General features: G+C 35.2%; 19 protein-coding genes. 12 read left to right on the forward strand and 7 right to left on the reverse strand.

Annotated features, from left to right (window positions below):
- Positions 1-79 precede the first annotated feature (79 nt).
- A complete protein-coding gene (locus NYE52_RS05950) occupies positions 80-592 on the forward strand; it encodes a CotO family spore coat protein (protein WP_341192218.1) in 513 nt (170 codons plus the stop codon).
- A gap of 318 nt (positions 593-910) precedes the next feature.
- On the opposite strand, the gene NYE52_RS05955 is transcribed toward NYE52_RS05950, so the two are convergent.
- Positions 911-1,399, reverse strand: a complete 489-nt coding sequence (locus NYE52_RS05955; RefSeq protein WP_341192219.1) for a CotY/CotZ family spore coat protein — start codon at positions 1,397-1,399, stop codon at positions 911-913.
- A gap of 160 nt (positions 1,400-1,559) precedes the next feature.
- On the opposite strand from NYE52_RS05955, the gene NYE52_RS05960 reads away from it, so the two are divergent.
- From NYE52_RS05960 to NYE52_RS05995, 8 genes are all read left to right on the forward strand, one after another.
- Positions 1,560-1,916: a DUF1360 domain-containing protein gene (locus NYE52_RS05960; RefSeq protein WP_341192220.1), complete on the forward strand. Its 357-nt coding sequence runs from the start codon at positions 1,560-1,562 to the stop codon at positions 1,914-1,916.
- Positions 1,917-2,033: 117 nt separating this feature from the next.
- Positions 2,034-2,156: a hypothetical protein gene (locus NYE52_RS05965; RefSeq protein ID WP_341192221.1), complete on the forward strand. Its 123-nt coding sequence runs from the start codon at positions 2,034-2,036 to the stop codon at positions 2,154-2,156.
- Positions 2,157-2,308: 152 nt separating this feature from the next.
- Positions 2,309-2,788 (forward strand): sporulation protein, encoded by a 480-nt coding sequence (locus tag NYE52_RS05970; protein ID WP_341192222.1) that lies wholly within the window; start codon positions 2,309-2,311, stop codon positions 2,786-2,788.
- 12 nt (positions 2,789-2,800) lie between these two features.
- On the forward strand, positions 2,801-3,283 hold the full coding sequence (gene spoVAC / locus NYE52_RS05975; RefSeq protein WP_341192223.1) for a stage V sporulation protein AC: 483 nt from the start codon (positions 2,801-2,803) through the stop codon (positions 3,281-3,283).
- Positions 3,283-4,293 carry a stage V sporulation protein AD gene (gene spoVAD, locus NYE52_RS05980; protein WP_341192224.1) on the forward strand — a complete coding sequence of 337 codons (1,011 nt, stop codon included), beginning with the start codon at positions 3,283-3,285 and terminating at the stop codon, positions 4,291-4,293. Before spoVAC ends, spoVAD begins: the two co-directional genes overlap by 1 nt.
- Before the next feature lie 63 nt (positions 4,294-4,356).
- Positions 4,357-4,713, forward strand: a complete 357-nt coding sequence (gene spoVAE / locus NYE52_RS05985) for a stage V sporulation protein AE (RefSeq protein WP_341192225.1) — start codon at positions 4,357-4,359, stop codon at positions 4,711-4,713.
- Positions 4,714-4,912: 199 nt separating this feature from the next.
- Positions 4,913-5,032: a YjcZ family sporulation protein gene (locus NYE52_RS05990; protein WP_081836596.1), complete on the forward strand. Its 120-nt coding sequence runs from the start codon at positions 4,913-4,915 to the stop codon at positions 5,030-5,032.
- Between the two features lie 175 nt (positions 5,033-5,207).
- On the forward strand, positions 5,208-5,462 hold the full coding sequence (locus NYE52_RS05995) for a stage VI sporulation protein F (RefSeq protein WP_031536798.1): 255 nt from the start codon (positions 5,208-5,210) through the stop codon (positions 5,460-5,462).
- Positions 5,463-5,563: 101 nt separating this feature from the next.
- On the opposite strand, the gene NYE52_RS06000 is transcribed toward NYE52_RS05995, so the two are convergent.
- A complete protein-coding gene (locus NYE52_RS06000) occupies positions 5,564-7,873 on the reverse strand; it encodes an ATP-dependent helicase (protein ID WP_341192226.1) in 2,310 nt (769 codons plus the stop codon).
- 163 nt (positions 7,874-8,036) lie between these two features.
- Between NYE52_RS06000 and NYE52_RS06005 the strand changes: the two genes are divergently transcribed.
- A complete protein-coding gene (locus NYE52_RS06005; protein ID WP_341192227.1) occupies positions 8,037-8,294 on the forward strand; it encodes a hypothetical protein in 258 nt (85 codons plus the stop codon).
- 6 nt (positions 8,295-8,300) lie between these two features.
- On the opposite strand, the gene NYE52_RS06010 is transcribed toward NYE52_RS06005, so the two are convergent.
- The 4 genes from NYE52_RS06010 to NYE52_RS06025 form a co-directional block, all read right to left on the reverse strand.
- Positions 8,301-8,984, reverse strand: coding sequence for a DUF421 domain-containing protein (locus tag NYE52_RS06010; protein WP_341192228.1), 684 nt, complete (start codon positions 8,982-8,984; stop codon positions 8,301-8,303).
- A gap of 158 nt (positions 8,985-9,142) precedes the next feature.
- A complete protein-coding gene (locus NYE52_RS06015) occupies positions 9,143-9,568 on the reverse strand; it encodes a GNAT family N-acetyltransferase (RefSeq protein ID WP_341192229.1) in 426 nt (141 codons plus the stop codon).
- A gap of 4 nt (positions 9,569-9,572) precedes the next feature.
- Entirely contained in the window at positions 9,573-10,085 is a 513-nt protein-coding gene (locus NYE52_RS06020) for a 2'-5' RNA ligase family protein (protein WP_341192230.1), read from the reverse strand.
- A 162-nt stretch (positions 10,086-10,247) separates the two neighbouring features.
- Positions 10,248-10,973: an alpha/beta hydrolase gene (locus NYE52_RS06025; RefSeq protein ID WP_341192231.1), complete on the reverse strand. Its 726-nt coding sequence runs from the start codon at positions 10,971-10,973 to the stop codon at positions 10,248-10,250.
- Positions 10,974-11,182: 209 nt separating this feature from the next.
- Between NYE52_RS06025 and NYE52_RS06030 the strand changes: the two genes are divergently transcribed.
- Together NYE52_RS06030 and nrdG are read left to right on the forward strand one after the other, a co-directional pair.
- Complete coding sequence (locus NYE52_RS06030) at positions 11,183-13,027, forward strand: anaerobic ribonucleoside triphosphate reductase (protein WP_341192232.1); 1,845 nt, start codon at positions 11,183-11,185, stop codon at positions 13,025-13,027.
- Positions 13,024-13,512, forward strand: coding sequence for an anaerobic ribonucleoside-triphosphate reductase activating protein (nrdG, locus tag NYE52_RS06035; protein WP_341192233.1), 489 nt, complete (start codon positions 13,024-13,026; stop codon positions 13,510-13,512). Before NYE52_RS06030 ends, nrdG begins: the two co-directional genes overlap by 4 nt.
- A 52-nt stretch (positions 13,513-13,564) precedes the next feature.
- On the opposite strand, the gene NYE52_RS06040 is transcribed toward nrdG, so the two are convergent.
- On the reverse strand, positions 13,565-14,095 hold the full coding sequence (locus NYE52_RS06040; protein WP_341192234.1) for a DoxX family protein: 531 nt from the start codon (positions 14,093-14,095) through the stop codon (positions 13,565-13,567).
- Positions 14,096-14,349 lie beyond the last annotated feature (254 nt).

Below are 14,349 nucleotides of genomic sequence, written 5' to 3' on the forward strand. Positions count from 1 at the left end.
AAAGTTACATATTAGGCAAATCATGCATACATTAGGATGAATCCTATAAAATTATCGTTTTTGTTTTAGGAGGTGATCAATGGTGTATAGTGAGAATAGTAAGCCTTACCTTTCACAGTCTGGTACAAAAAAGATGGAAGGCAATATGCAAGTTAGCTATTCTGCAAAAATTTCTAAACAGAAACAATACAAAGATTTGATGGAGAAGAAACAAAAAGAAGAAATGCTCCAGGAAATAAAGGAGAAAAAAGAGCTAACGAAAGAAAGCACGGAAAAGCCAGCTTCAATTGAAAATGTTCAGGAACAAATTCAACATTATCAAGAACAACAAGTGGAAAAAACTCCAAGAAAGCCAGCCTTTAAACGATTGAAGAGTTTTAAAGAAATGGGGATAGTTGAGAAATTAGAGTACTTACTTCATTTTCCGAAGCAGTTACCACCAGTTCCTTGTTTGGTAATAACGGCTAAAGAGAATATTCGTGGTTTTGTTGTTGATTTAACAGAGGAAAATGTTGACATAAAATTAATGGATCAATCAGTCGTCACTTTAAAAATCTCTACAATTCAGGAAGTCAGAATGATTGGAATTTAAAAACGTTCTTCCTTTTATGAAGGAGTTATTTCAAATTGAATTTGAGTATAAATATGATAGCAGTAAAATCGAAATATTCTTACTTGCTAATGATATATTTATAATCATTTATCGATTTGAGATAACTCTTTTCTATTTGCCCAAAATGGTTCATTTTCTCCCATATTTACAAATTTGTGAATATTCATGAATGAAACTTGTCTGATAACATGCCAACTTCTTTCCGTGCATAAAATGTAAGGAAAAAGAAAGGAGTAAACATAAAAATGGAGGCGCCAAGATAGACGTCCTCCGAGGGGTAAAGCATATACAAATTTATTAGTCACAAATGTTTAAGTCAACGTCAGCGATACATTGAACTGCGCAGAAGCAGCTTAAGTCAACTGTGATGCAGCTTGAAGTGCGAACAAAACCTTCTAATTCACAAATTTTGCTTAAGTCGATTCCTTTGTGTCCAACGATATCAAGTGTTTCTCCGTCTTTACCGATTGGAGCAAGAACTCTTAATACTGCACAGCAGTTATCAAAAACATCCTCTACTCGGAAAAAGATAGAAACGCAGTTGCAGTCTGAACCTGTATAAAATGCATGGAATGGAGAGCCATCTGCAGTGCTTAAAACGAATACACGAGTATCTGCTTTATTTCTTTTTGTTGGAGATACAAGTGATCCTAGAGGCTCTGAGAAACAGTTAGTTTCGCATTCGCAAGTGTCTTCAGCGTTATCTTGGATATCTTTAATGGCACGAACCACTTCGCAAACACAGCTGGATGTACCGTAAATATCTTCTTTTTTTCCACAACCCATAATTGTTTTCCTCCTTGTTTGTTTCTTTCTTTATGTTTCTTACATTACTAACATATTGCCGAAGAGCCTTATGGGTTACGGACAAACGCCTTTTTTCTCAAAATTTGGGCTTTTGACCATCCGTTCATAATATCTTGGTCGATTGGAGGGGAGAATCTAGATGGATATCCATTGGATGGAGTTTTTTTTATTAATACTGGCAAGCTTTCGGCTAACAAGATTAGTTGTTTTTGATCAAATTACAGAGTTTTTCCGGAAGTTTTTTTTAGATGAAGTAGAAGAAAAGAATAAGGAAGGTCAAATAGAAGTATATATTGTACCTAAATCAGGGAAAATCCGCGGGTTCTTTGGGGAGCTTATTAGCTGTTATTGGTGTACGGGTGTGTGGGTAGCTATTTTTCTTACTCTTTTATATTATTTCTTTCCAAGCATTTGTGAACCTTTTATTCTTGTCTTTGCCATTGCAGGTGGCGCATCCTTGATTGAAGCTATTTTACAAAGAGTGTTTGTTGAATAGTTGAACGAGGTAGGCTAGTTGTTTACACATGCATATTTTTCCATCATACAATGTGATAAGCACATATGAAAACAGTGTTTTTATGTGGTGCAGAGTACATTAATGGAGGGATTGGAGTTGCTAGAAAAAAAAGTATTTAAAGTAAAAGAGACGGTAAAGCCTAAAGCAACAACAAAAGCAACAACGAAAGCAAAAAAGAAGAAATCTGGATGTAATTGTGGAAAAAAATTAATGAAATAATGAAAATGCCCGACTTTGAGCGGGTATTTTTTTTCGTGAAAAATGATTTTGTAAAAATTGGATTTTAATTGTTGCTTAAACCTCTAATAAATAAAGCCTGAAAAGAAGAAAATATATACATCAATTCATCATTTACATAGGAAGGGAAGAATATGACAAATAAAAAGTGCGCTTTTTTTATTTTGATTTGTAGCATATGTGTTTTATTAACAGGTTGTGAGAAAGATACGCCGAATAGCAGATGGTCTATGTTGAAAAAGGTAGATCCAGAACCAGTCGTTATTTATACAGAACCTGAAGCAGGTCAAAAAGAATTGGTACAAGGAATTAAGGAAGAAACAAATACTATTTCGTCCATTTATGATGTAGCAGTGGTTAAAGGTAAGAAGGATACACTTGTAGCCTATAAAGTAAAGCAGATGGCCCGTTTTAAAATGAAAAGCATTGAAAAAGAATTAACGGAAAAACTGGAATCAAAATATCCAGAAGAGAAATTTACTGTTTCCAGTGATTTTAAAATTTTCTTAGAGACAATCCGTTTAAGGGATAAAATTCAAGAACCAGACTTTAGTGAAGATAAAGCAGACAAGCGTTTAAAAGAGATTATCAAATTAAATAATGAGTTAACGTAAGGAGGGATTCAATTGGCAGACAGTAAGAAAAAAAACAAAACACCGGCACAACAGCAGTATGAAAAATTTGAACAACAATATGAAACGAAACGACCTGTATTAAAAAATTGTATAAAAGCATTTTTTGTTGGTGGGTTTATTTGCATGATTGGACAGGTTATTTCTTATATATATATATATTTCTTCCATTTTACGGAACAAACATCTAGTAATCCAACTACAGCTACTGTCATATTTTTTTCGATGTTATTGACTGGGTTTGGTGTATATGATCGGATAGGACAGTTTGCAGGAGCAGGTAGTGCTGTTCCTGTAACAGGATTTGGTAATAGTATTATATCTGCCGCAATTGAACATCGTACAGAAGGATTTGTACTAGGGGTAGGTGGAAATATATTTAAGTTGGCTGGCTCGGTAATTTTATTCGGTGTTTTTTCCGCATTTGTGGTCGCGCTTATTAAAACAATCTTCATTATGATGACGGGGGGATTCTAATGCTTCAAGGTAAACAGTCCTGGGTTTTTCAAAATCATCCAGTAATAAAAGCTACCGGCGTGTCAGGAGGACCCTTTGAAGGAAATGGAATGTTAGCGAAAGACTTTGATATTTTGCATGATGATTTATGGATGGGGAAAACCTCCTATGAGCAAGCCCATCGGATATTATTAGAGGAAGCTGCCCAAACCGCTTTAAAAAAGGGAGAACGAAAACCAGAAGATATCCAGTTTTTTTTAGCAGGTGATTTAATCAACCAAATTACACCGTCAAGCTTTGCTGCAAGAGATTTGAAAATACCTTATTTCGGCTTGTTTGGCGCTTGTTCTACGTCTATGGAAGGTTTAGCTCTTGCGTCCTTTATGGTGAATTACCAAGGAGCTACGAATGTTTTGACAGGTGCTTCTAGCCATAATGCAGCGGTTGAAAAACAGTTTCGTTATCCAACAGAATATGGTGGACAGAAACCCCCGACAGCACAATGGACTGTAACCGGAGCAGGTGTGGCCTTAATTACAAATGAGCAATCAAATGATCAATTGCCGTATACAACTGCTGCCACTATTGGGAAAGTAGTGGATATGGGATTAGCAGATCCATTTAATATGGGTGGAGCAATGGCCCCGGCAGCTGTAGATACGATACTTGCACACTTCCAGGATTTAAATCTTGATCCTTCTCACTATGACTTAATTGTTACAGGTGATTTAGGAAGAATCGGAAGAGAAACTGCTATAGCTCTTCTAAAAGAAAAAGGATTAAGCATAGATGAAAATAAATTCAAAGATTGCGGTTTATTAATTTATACCAATGAGCAACCTGTTCAATCTGGGGGAAGTGGAGCGGGATGTTCGGCAACCGTACTATATGGACATTTATTAAATGAAATGAAAAAAGGGATATATAAAAGAATTCTATTAGTTGCAACTGGTGCGCTTCTTTCTCCATTAACAGTTCAACAAAATGAAACAATACCTTGTATCGCTCACGCTGTTTCAATTGAAATCTAATCAAGCTGTAGCATATGTTTATTTATTATATGGAATGAATTACAAGAAAAAGGAGGAACTAGTATGCTTCCAATGTTTTTCTGGGCATTTGTCATAGGTGGGATTATTTGCGTAATTGGTCAGCTAATGTTTGATGTTGCCAAGCTAACCCCAGCCCATACATTAACAACATTAGTTGTTGTTGGTGCAATATTAGACGGATTTGGATTATACGAGCCATTTGCAGATTTTGCAGGGGCAGGTGCAACGATTCCTATTACAAGCTTTGGTAATGCATTAGTACATGGAGCAATGCAAGAGGCAGAAAAGCATGGCATTATTGGCGTATTAACTGGGATGTTCGAGGTAACGAGCTCAGGAATATCTGCTGCCATCATATTTGGTTTTATCGGTGCGCTCATTTTTAAACCAAAAGGGTAATATAACTCATTGTTCTATGAAAAAAGGATTGATAGGATTAGTAAAAGGGAAGCGTCATTTCTTCTAAGCGTCTTATTTAAGCTTGGTAAGTATACATGACAATCGTACATTCTGTCCGTTATTAGTAGCTTGCCTATACATAAACTTTAATTCTCCATATTCTGTTAATGAGTACAAGGAGAAGCGAGGTGAAGTAGGAATGTGTTATGGCGGATATGGCTATGGCGGCGGCTATAGCGGAGGAGGAATCTCTTCTTTTGCTTTAATCGTTGTTTTATTTATCCTTTTAGTTATCGTTGGAGCTAGCTTCTACAACTAATCATTTATTGGAAAAAGGGGTTCTCTTTTTAAAGGGAGCTCCTTTTCATTTTTTGAGAAGGCCCATTCTTAAATATGCATTTTGTTCATTTTTTGATTTCTGATTGGAGTGTTTTCACCTTTTTTGTATTGCTTCATACAATGTAAAGTAGCTCACCTAAGGAGGAAACACGTGTATGAACAATAATTTTTTTAAAAACATAGAGTCAAAAACTGGTGTAAATATGAAAGATATTTTGGAACTAGCTAATTCCTTACAAAATGCTAATTTTAAAGATGAAAAAACAGTGAGAAGTGTTATTCGCAGAGTTTCGCAAATTGCTGGTAAATCTGTTCCTAAGCAAACGGAAGATAAAATTGTTGAATCTATCGTAAAAGATGGCAAACAGCTTGATTTCAATACTCTATCTAAAATGATTAACAAAAAGTAACGGGAAAATGGGTAACTGATCAAAAGGAATGACAAGTTACCCTATTTTTTATTTAGCCAAAAATGGAAATGGATGATACAACGTAGTTTTCAATAATTAATCTAAAGGAGCGGAGACATCGACAAGGGTGATAAAAAACGAGATGCCTTAGCTTTTTTGCCTCTTAGATACATAGGAATGGAAAGATATAGTTCTTGTTGTGCCCTTGTCATCGCAACATAAAGAAGACGACGTTCCTCTTCAAGAGGCATAAGATTATTATTTCGAAATGATTCTAATGCAAAGTCATGTGGGATAGAGCCATCAACAGTACCAAGTATATATACTGCCTTATATTCCAATCCTTTTGCGCGATGAATGGTACTTAAGGTTATTACATTGGATTCATTTTTATATTGTTTACGTAATTCTTCATTCATCGCAAGCATATGATCTGTATACTGTACAAATTCTTTAATGGAATTAAATTTACGTGCAACGACTTTTAAATCGCGAATATCATCGGACCCTTTATCCCATTGATTTCCTTCGTTGCCCCGTTTTTTAATAAACTCCTGGAAGCCTAATTCTTTTTCAATATAAGTAATGGCATCAAGAGGTGAATAATGCGTTAATCGCTTTAGCGTATTTGGAATCTTTTTTAGCCTGCTTTCCTGAAAAGCAAAGCCAGTTTTAACTAAATGGAGACAATCTAAAAAGCTACAATCCTCTAAAATACTCATTGCTTTAATATCCTGCAATACTGTTTTTTTCAAAAAGAGCGTTGGAAGAATATCAATTACAGCTTGTTGATTATCGTGATCATGAATGAGCTTTAAATAAGCCAACATACTTTTTACGATAAATCGTTGGTAGAAGGAGCCTGTATCCTGCTCCAATCTAAATGGCAAACTAGAAGAAGCAAGTCGCTCAAACATAGCACGGCTATTTGTATTTGTGCGAAATAGAATCGCAAAATCTTTAGGTTCGTAACCAGTTTTTATCTTTTCTTGCATATCTGTCAAAATCATGGTAGCTTCTTCTTCCTCGTCATAAGGATAGAAGGCAAGCGGGTGTGTTCCAGAGTAGCCTGTAATCATTTTTTTTACACGTCTTTTTGTATTTTGGCTAATGGTTGATTTTGCTGCGGACACGATTTCTTGTGAAGAGCGGTAATTATAGTCAAGAATAATCGTTTGAGAATCTGGATAATCTTTTTCAAAATCTAACAGGTATTTTGGATCACTACCACGAAAAGAATAGATAGATTGATCATCATCGCCTACTGCATAAATAGATTTAGCAGAGCTCGCCATTAGCTTCATCCACTCGTATTGTACTTTGTTTATGTCTTGAAATTCATCTAGTAGGAAATGAGTAAAGCGTTTCTGATAAGATTCTAGTATAGTTGGATTTTCGAGAAAAAAATGATAGCCACCAAGAAGCATATCATCGAAATCATATAGATTTCTCTGTTGTTTTTTTGCCTCGTAGCCGGAATATAACTGTGCGACTTTTTGTTCCCAGTCATTAGTCGGCTCGACATCTTTAGGGAAGAGCATACTATTTTTCCAAGCGCTTATTAATTGAAGAGCTGCATCAAATGGAAAGTCTTTTTCATCGATTTGTTTTTCCCGGGCAATTTCCTTTAATATAAGTTCTCGTTGCCAATTGCTATTTAATAGCTGATTTCGTTGCCATTTCTCTCGTTCGTGAAAAATCAATATTTGGTAGAGAATGCTATGGAATGTTCCAGAAACGATTTTTTGCACTAATCCTTTGTTCATCATTGGATAGTGTAATAAACGTTCCTTCATTTCGTTTGCAGCTTTATTTGTAAATGTAACAAGCATAATGGATGACGGATCTACGTTTCTCTCGTGAATAAGAAAAGCTGCCCGCATCGTTAATACACGAGTCTTGCCACTTCCTGCACCTGCAAGAACAAGAATTGGTCCATCATTAATGGTAACGGCTTTGCTTTGGGTAGCATCTAGGGAATAACCATTTTGGGCGAGAATGGTTAGATAAGATTCTTTTGGATAAGTAATGGCTTTGCTATTTGCTAATTCAGATTTATGAATGGTTGTGTTAACGGACATAGGTTGCTTAAAAGGAGTGATTTCTGTAAGACTTTTTGAAATACTTCTACTTTTTGGAATACGAAACCCATTCTTTTCTTCATAGTCTTCATCAAGGGTTACGGCATCTTCTTGTTGGACTTTGGGTATATCTTCTGTCATACATGGTTGTTTAGAAGAATAATGATAAAAATAGGGAGAGCTTTTTATTCCTAAATAAAGCTTTACCGCTTCTCCACATACAGAGCATGCGAGAAACCCATTTTTTCCTGCTTCATAAATTTTTTGTAATTCTTGTCTATCAATTGTATTCAATGAAATGAGTCTATCATAATAAAAAGCTGTTAACATAGGAAACCTCGAATCTATTTTTAATACATGTATTCGTGACTTTTTTGAAATAATATCTATCATATCAAAAACAGAGGATTGTTTAAAGGGTAGAAAACTGGTTTAACATGTGGGAAAAAAGGGAAAAGGATAGAATAATATTGTAAGAAGGGACAGATTTAAGATGGGATATATCTTACCAATCACATATTTTCAAGCAGAACAGTATGCGGTTAGAGATATTGTTAGCAAAGCAAAAACATATAAGAAGGAAGCAACATACCCTGTTGCAAAGATCGCTAATCTTCCTACTAATCAAGATACAAACTATCCTTCTCCATTATTTTATCAAAAAAATAAATTGCATGAAAAACAAGTAGTCAATGAGAAGTTAATTGCTCAACTAACTGGAAAAGGTACTTATTTTCATGCACAAGTATAAAGGGATTTAATTCATTTTGTAGCTCTGTACATATAAAGGCGAACCTTCGCGCCACTCCGCATAAAGGATATCTTTATGGGAGTCAAAATTATGTTTTTTTAATTCTTGCATTAATTGGTCCTCGTTCCAACCTATTCGAGGTAAGTTTTCTGTTATGATTTCACCATCTAAAATGACGCTTATCGGAAGTGAAATAATTTCAGGGGGTAAATTCATATCTTGTTTTGTTGGATTCGAAAATGCAGATTTCTTTAACACGCTTATCGTACCGTCCGTTTCTAAAATAGCATAAGCACACTCGGCGATCGAAAAAACATCTTTTGCACGGAGTAAATGTTGTAACTGATTTATATCCAAATGATTTTTCTTTAGTTCATGAAAATCAATTTTGCCTTTATTTATAACAATAGATGGTTTTCCTTCTAAAAGCTTTCTAGTTTTCCGAAACTTTTGAGTAATATATTCTGTGACATAAATTAAAGCTCCCCATAGAAGAATCGAAAAAGCAATTTCTTTTATGCCTGTTTTTGAATCATACATGGCATTCCCTACGAGCTCACCTAGCACTAATACAGAAACAAAATCAAAGGTAGTAATCTGTGTTATTTGTGTTTTACCTAATATTTTTGTTAAAAGAAGAAGCAAGAAATAGCCAATAATAAGTTCAATGAATATTTGTGTGAATTCCATGCAACTCACCCTTTCCTACATCTATTGTAGGCAAATAGGTGAAAATTAAACCTATTATGGTTTAGTGCCAAAAATGGATGGGAAACAAAAAGGTTGCCCAATTATGCCACCAACTAGACCCTTTCGGAGTAAAGATGGCATCTTCGGACAACCAACTATTATAATTTCTTCTGCATTGTTCTATGAGGAATACCAGCATCCAAAAATTCCTCGGAAACGACTTCATATCCTAATTTGCTGTAGAATGGAATCGCATGCGTTTGAGCGTTTAGTTTTAGTGAAGGTGCCCCGCTATTTATGGCATATTCCTCTATTTTGTTCATGATTGCTTTCCCAGCGCCGCCTTTTCGATTTGTAGAAAGGATACATATTCTCTCCACTTTTCCATACTCATCGAATGTTCGATAACGACCTGCACCAATTGGGTTTTTAGTGTTATCATACAGGACAAAATGGACGCTGTCCTTTTCAAACTCATCTATTTCTTCTTCGACTGGTACATGTTGTTCTTTTACAAAAACAGTTTGACGTACATAAAAGGCATCTTCTAATTCTTTCTCTGTTTTAACGATACATACTTCCACTTTTTCACGAATCCTTTCCTAACCGAAATGTTTCATATACCGTCCATGATCCATTCTCCAATTCATAAAGTAAATGGAATCGGTCAGATTTTTCCTCGAAATGAAAGTTTTGCATCCGTAAATTGCTATATAAATCCAAATGTTCATCGCTTGATAAATTTTGTCCTAGAGTAATATGTGGGACAAATGGATGCTCTGGACTAACGCCCAATGTACTTATTAGTTCTTGATGAAGATGTTCTAAATCTGTACTTGGTTCAATCTTTAAATAAACTACATTGCTGACTGGTTTAAAGGAACTGACTTTTGTTACTTTAATTGGAATAGAATGATAATGGCTTGCAATCGTTGTTAGTTTTTTACTTAGTTCTTCAATCTCTTCATTTTCTGCTTCAAAGTCACCGATTAAAGTAATATGTGGCGGGATTAAAGCATATTTCGGATCATACCTTTTACGAAGGGAATTGGCCAAATCCTGTAACTCTTTTCCAGGAAAAATAGCAATACCGTATTTCATTTGAAGGACCTCCATTTCATAGTAAAAACGTTATTTAAAGATATAGAAAATGGACTATCTATTATTACGATTTCAATGTTCTATATGTAAGATATTATAACAAAATTATTCTTTTAAGTTCAAAGATTTCAGAAAAAATCTAATGTTTGACAAACTATATATTTAAGAAGGAAACATTCGCACTAGCATTTTGGCGATATATGGTTGCCAATGCTTCCATGTATGGTTGCCATTAAATTCTTCATAGGTATACTCGGAGTTGGTTGATTTTAAAAGTTGTGCAAGTTCTCTATTTGGAGTAAGGAAATCTTCCGTTGTTTGAATAGTTGTTTGGACTGCAGTTTCACCTGTCCCAATAATATGATCGATTTCAAGTAAATGATAGGAATCAAACTGGCGAATCCTTTCTAATACTTCTTCATTTACTAATGGAGATTGCAGGATGATTTTTCCAAATGTATGTGGATATTTTAAAGCAGTCATTAGTGATACAGTTGCCCCTAAAGAGTCTCCAATAAGTCCACGTCCTAATCCCATTTGATAGGTTGGAAACTGTTCATCTAAATAGGGAATAAGTTCATGTGCTAAGAAGCGGATATATGCTTTATTTTGGGGACCATCTGGATGATATTTTTCCCGACGATCTTGAACAGAGGAATAAGGAATCCCAACAATGATGGTCTCCGCTATTTGATGGTTTGCAAGTAATTCATCCGCCACTCTTCCGATTCGACCAAATTGAAAATAATCTTTTCCATCCTGTGCAATAAGCAAATGGTATTTATAAAGAGGAGAAAAGGATGGGGGAAGATAGATAAGTAAAGTGATTTCTTCTCCCAATGCGTTACTAAATAACGTTGCCTCTTTTATTGTCCCTTTTATCGCCATAGTTATCCTTCCTTTGCCACTGAATTTACCAATAGTGTAACAATAAAAACACTTTATGAATAGTGTAAAGTTAGACTGGAGAGGAGGGGGGTTTTATTAGGGTTGACTATATATTGTGTATTTTTTGTGAAAACGACACAATATATAGATTATTTTGTGGAACTGCTATTATAATGGATAAAGATTCCTTTATGAGTGGAGTGAGTTAAATGGGCAATGAGGTTCAATTAGTACATGAGTTTGATGAAATAGTTAAAAGCAATAATCAAGATTTTATTCAAGAAAATGCAAATATTGATGGAATGTCACCGATGAGTCATATGATGCAATTTGCTGCTACTGCTTCTAAATATTATACAATGGAGCATTTGTTAAAGAAAAAGGGGAGGAATGCCCACCAAGAAGGGTATATTTATATTCATGACCTTGATTTTTATTCTTCTGGAACGACAACATGCTGTCAAATCCCGTTAGCAAAAATCTTAAAGAATGGGTTTAATACTGGTCATGGGTTTATGAGGGAGCCTAAAACTATCATGAGTGCAATGGCGCTTACGTCAATCATTTTACAAGCCAACCAAAATCAGCAACACGGAGGACAAGCTATCCCAATGTTAGACTACGATCTAGCACCATATGTATACAAAACATACTGCCAAAATAAACAACGTTTACGTGATTTAATCGATGATGTGGAAGAGTTGGAACGGAGCGTTTGGATATGGACAGAAAGAGAAACCTACCAAGCTTGTGAGGCGTTTATACATAATTGTAATTCGATGCATTCGAGGGGTGGGGGGCAGACTCCATTTGTTTCAGTAAATTTAGGGACAGATCAATCGAGGGAGGGAAGGATGTTAACGAAGAACTTGCTACTCGCAACACAAGCAGGTCTTGGTGCTGGAGAAACACCGATTTTCCCTATTATCGTATTTAAAGTAAAGGATGGAATAAATTATCAAAAAGAGGATCCAAACTATGATTTATTTCGTTTAGCCATCGAGACAACAAGTAAAAGATTGTTTCCTAACTTTGTTTTTATCGACGCACCATTTAATTTAGCTTATTATGACGGCACTCCGCATTCAGAAGTGGCAACAATGGGGTGTAGGACGAGAGTGATGGGGAATATGCATGGAAGTGAACAAACGATTGGAAGGGGGAATTTATCTTTTACAAGTATCAATCTCCCTTTACTTGCTTTAGAGTCCAATACAATAGAATCGTTTTTTTATAAATTGAATGAAACGATAGACTTGGTTATAGATCAACTGCTAGATAGATTTCATTACCAAGGAAAGAAAAAAGCAGCAAATTTTAAATTTTTATATGGACAAGGCGTTTGGCAAGGTGGAGAAGAGCTACAGATGGATTCACAAGTAGATGAACTTTTAAAACAAGGAACATTATCGATTGGGTTTGTTGGTTTAGCAGAATGTTTAGTTTCTTTGCTTGGTTTTCACCATGGAGAAAGCGACGAGGCGTATGAACTTGGATTACGAATTGTTCAGTTTATGCGCCAAAAAGCGGATCAAGCAATGGATTTTTATCAGCTGAACTATTCACTGCTTGCAACTCCAGCAGAATCCTTTGCGGGGAAAGCGTTACGGGCAGCTAGAAAGAAGTTTGGAGTTATTAGAGGGGTGACTGATAGAGAGTATTTTACTAATAGTTTTCATATCCCTGTCTATTACCCAATCTCTATTTATGAAAAAATAAAACGAGAAGCACCATTTCATTCTTTAACGAATGCTGGTCATATAACATATGTCGAACTAGATGGTGATGCCAGTAAAAATATTGATGCAATGGAGAAAATTGTCCGGACAATGAAGGAGTCGGGGATTGGCTATGGAAGTATTAATCATCCAGTGGATCGCTGCATAAGCTGTGGCTATAAAGGGATTATTGATAACGAATGTCCTAAGTGTGGAGAAAAGGAAGAGACAAAGATTGAAAGGATAAGAAGAATAACTGGTTATCTTGTTGGATCACTTGATCGATGGAATACGGCTAAGCGTGCAGAAGAGCGGGAAAGGGTTAAGCATCGATGAGGGTTTTATCAATTGTTGAAGATAGTATTGTCGATGGTCCGGGCTTAAGAACTACTATCTTTTTAGCAGGGTGTACCCATTATTGCAGAGGGTGTCATAATCCAGAGAGCTGGCGAATAGATGGTGGAATCGAGATGTCAATCGACGAAATGATAAGTCAAGTGAATCGAAATCCATTAAATGATATTACTTTTAGTGGTGGAGAGCCAATGCTACAAATAAGGGAACTTATACTATTAGCCAAAAAATGCAAACAAAAAAATAAAAATATTTGGTGCTATACAGGATTTCTCTGGGAAGAGTTAATGACCAAATATAAAGATGAATTTATGCAATTAAGTATGTATTTAGATGTATTAGTAGATGGGCGATTTATGATTGAACAAAGAGATTTAAGTCTCTTGTTCAAAGGAAGTAAAAATCAACGGGTGATAGATTGTCAGAGAAGTCTGAAAGTGGATAAACTGGTTTTATATAGCGAATAGTTAACAAGAGAACTAAGTGCACTTACCATTTTTAGTAAGTGCACTTTCATTATTATGTTAAACGAGGTTTTTTATTAAATTCTTCGGTATCTTCTTCTTTTTTTAAAATTGCTTTTCTAACATAAGGTAATACCCAGCGATCTAACCCATAATACCCAGCGTTTGCTCCAGCAATCATGATAATCATACCCAATAAGATGTCAGTTGGATTATGAGAAATTGTGCCTGCGAGTAAGAAGCAGAAATTCATTATTACTCCAAAGAAGGCTGCTGCGGTTGTTAAACATCCTAAGATTAATCCAAGACCGACTAATGTTTCTCCAATTGGGACAAGAACATTAAATAATCCGACATTCGGTAATGCAAACCCTTCTACAAAACTGGTGTACCAGCCATAGACTGCTCCACCATCTGGGCCCATTACTGGGTTAGTAACTGCGTTTGTTAAAAATCCAGAAGCATCAAATCCCCCACCAGTTAGTTTACCAAATCCAGAAGTAAACCAAGAATAGCCTAGGAATAAACGAATAATGGTTAATATACCAGCTGCAATTTTATTTTCTCTTAAAAATTTTATAAACATAAGAATCATCCCTTCTTATTTTTCGTTTTTATTATTTACAAGTTAAATATATCAAATACTTATTAGAAATAAATATTTTTGTGAATTAATTCACAAGTTGTTCAAAAGAATATGTCTAAACTGTGAACATAATTATAAGAAGAGTGATTTATGTGATGTGTTTTTTGTAAACAGGGTTTAAGCACAGATCCTGCAAATCATGTTAGAATAATGAAAAAAGCTAATATGCATAGTAAGAATTTTTAAAAAGGGGA

It is taken from the genome of Niallia sp. FSL W8-0635 (assembly GCF_038007965.1).
Classification (GTDB): Bacteria; Bacillota; Bacilli; order Bacillales; family Cytobacillaceae; genus Niallia.

Excerpts from the sequence above, each read along its gene's own strand:
- NYE52_RS05950 (WP_341192218.1), top strand. The coding sequence starts at position 80 with ATGGTGTATAGTGAGAATAGTAAGCCTTACCTTTCACAGTCTGGTACA.
- NYE52_RS05955 (WP_341192219.1), bottom strand. The coding sequence starts at position 1,399 with ATGGGTTGTGGAAAAAAAGAAGATATTTACGGTACATCCAGCTGTGTT.
- NYE52_RS05960 (WP_341192220.1), top strand. The coding sequence starts at position 1,560 with ATGGATATCCATTGGATGGAGTTTTTTTTATTAATACTGGCAAGCTTT.
- NYE52_RS05970 (WP_341192222.1), top strand. The coding sequence starts at position 2,309 with ATGACAAATAAAAAGTGCGCTTTTTTTATTTTGATTTGTAGCATATGT.
- spoVAD (WP_341192224.1), top strand. The coding sequence starts at position 3,283 with ATGCTTCAAGGTAAACAGTCCTGGGTTTTTCAAAATCATCCAGTAATA.
- spoVAE (WP_341192225.1), top strand. The coding sequence starts at position 4,357 with ATGCTTCCAATGTTTTTCTGGGCATTTGTCATAGGTGGGATTATTTGC.
- NYE52_RS05990 (WP_081836596.1), top strand. The coding sequence starts at position 4,913 with ATGTGTTATGGCGGATATGGCTATGGCGGCGGCTATAGCGGAGGAGGA.
- NYE52_RS05995 (WP_031536798.1), top strand. The coding sequence starts at position 5,208 with ATGAACAATAATTTTTTTAAAAACATAGAGTCAAAAACTGGTGTAAAT.
- NYE52_RS06000 (WP_341192226.1), bottom strand. The coding sequence starts at position 7,873 with ATGTTAACAGCTTTTTATTATGATAGACTCATTTCATTGAATACAATT.
- NYE52_RS06005 (WP_341192227.1), top strand. The coding sequence starts at position 8,037 with ATGGGATATATCTTACCAATCACATATTTTCAAGCAGAACAGTATGCG.
- NYE52_RS06010 (WP_341192228.1), bottom strand. The coding sequence starts at position 8,984 with ATGGAATTCACACAAATATTCATTGAACTTATTATTGGCTATTTCTTG.
- NYE52_RS06020 (WP_341192230.1), bottom strand. The coding sequence starts at position 10,085 with ATGAAATACGGTATTGCTATTTTTCCTGGAAAAGAGTTACAGGATTTG.
- NYE52_RS06025 (WP_341192231.1), bottom strand. The coding sequence starts at position 10,973 with ATGGCGATAAAAGGGACAATAAAAGAGGCAACGTTATTTAGTAACGCA.
- NYE52_RS06030 (WP_341192232.1), top strand. The coding sequence starts at position 11,183 with ATGGGCAATGAGGTTCAATTAGTACATGAGTTTGATGAAATAGTTAAA.
- nrdG (WP_341192233.1), top strand. The coding sequence starts at position 13,024 with ATGAGGGTTTTATCAATTGTTGAAGATAGTATTGTCGATGGTCCGGGC.
- NYE52_RS06040 (WP_341192234.1), bottom strand. The coding sequence starts at position 14,095 with ATGTTTATAAAATTTTTAAGAGAAAATAAAATTGCAGCTGGTATATTA.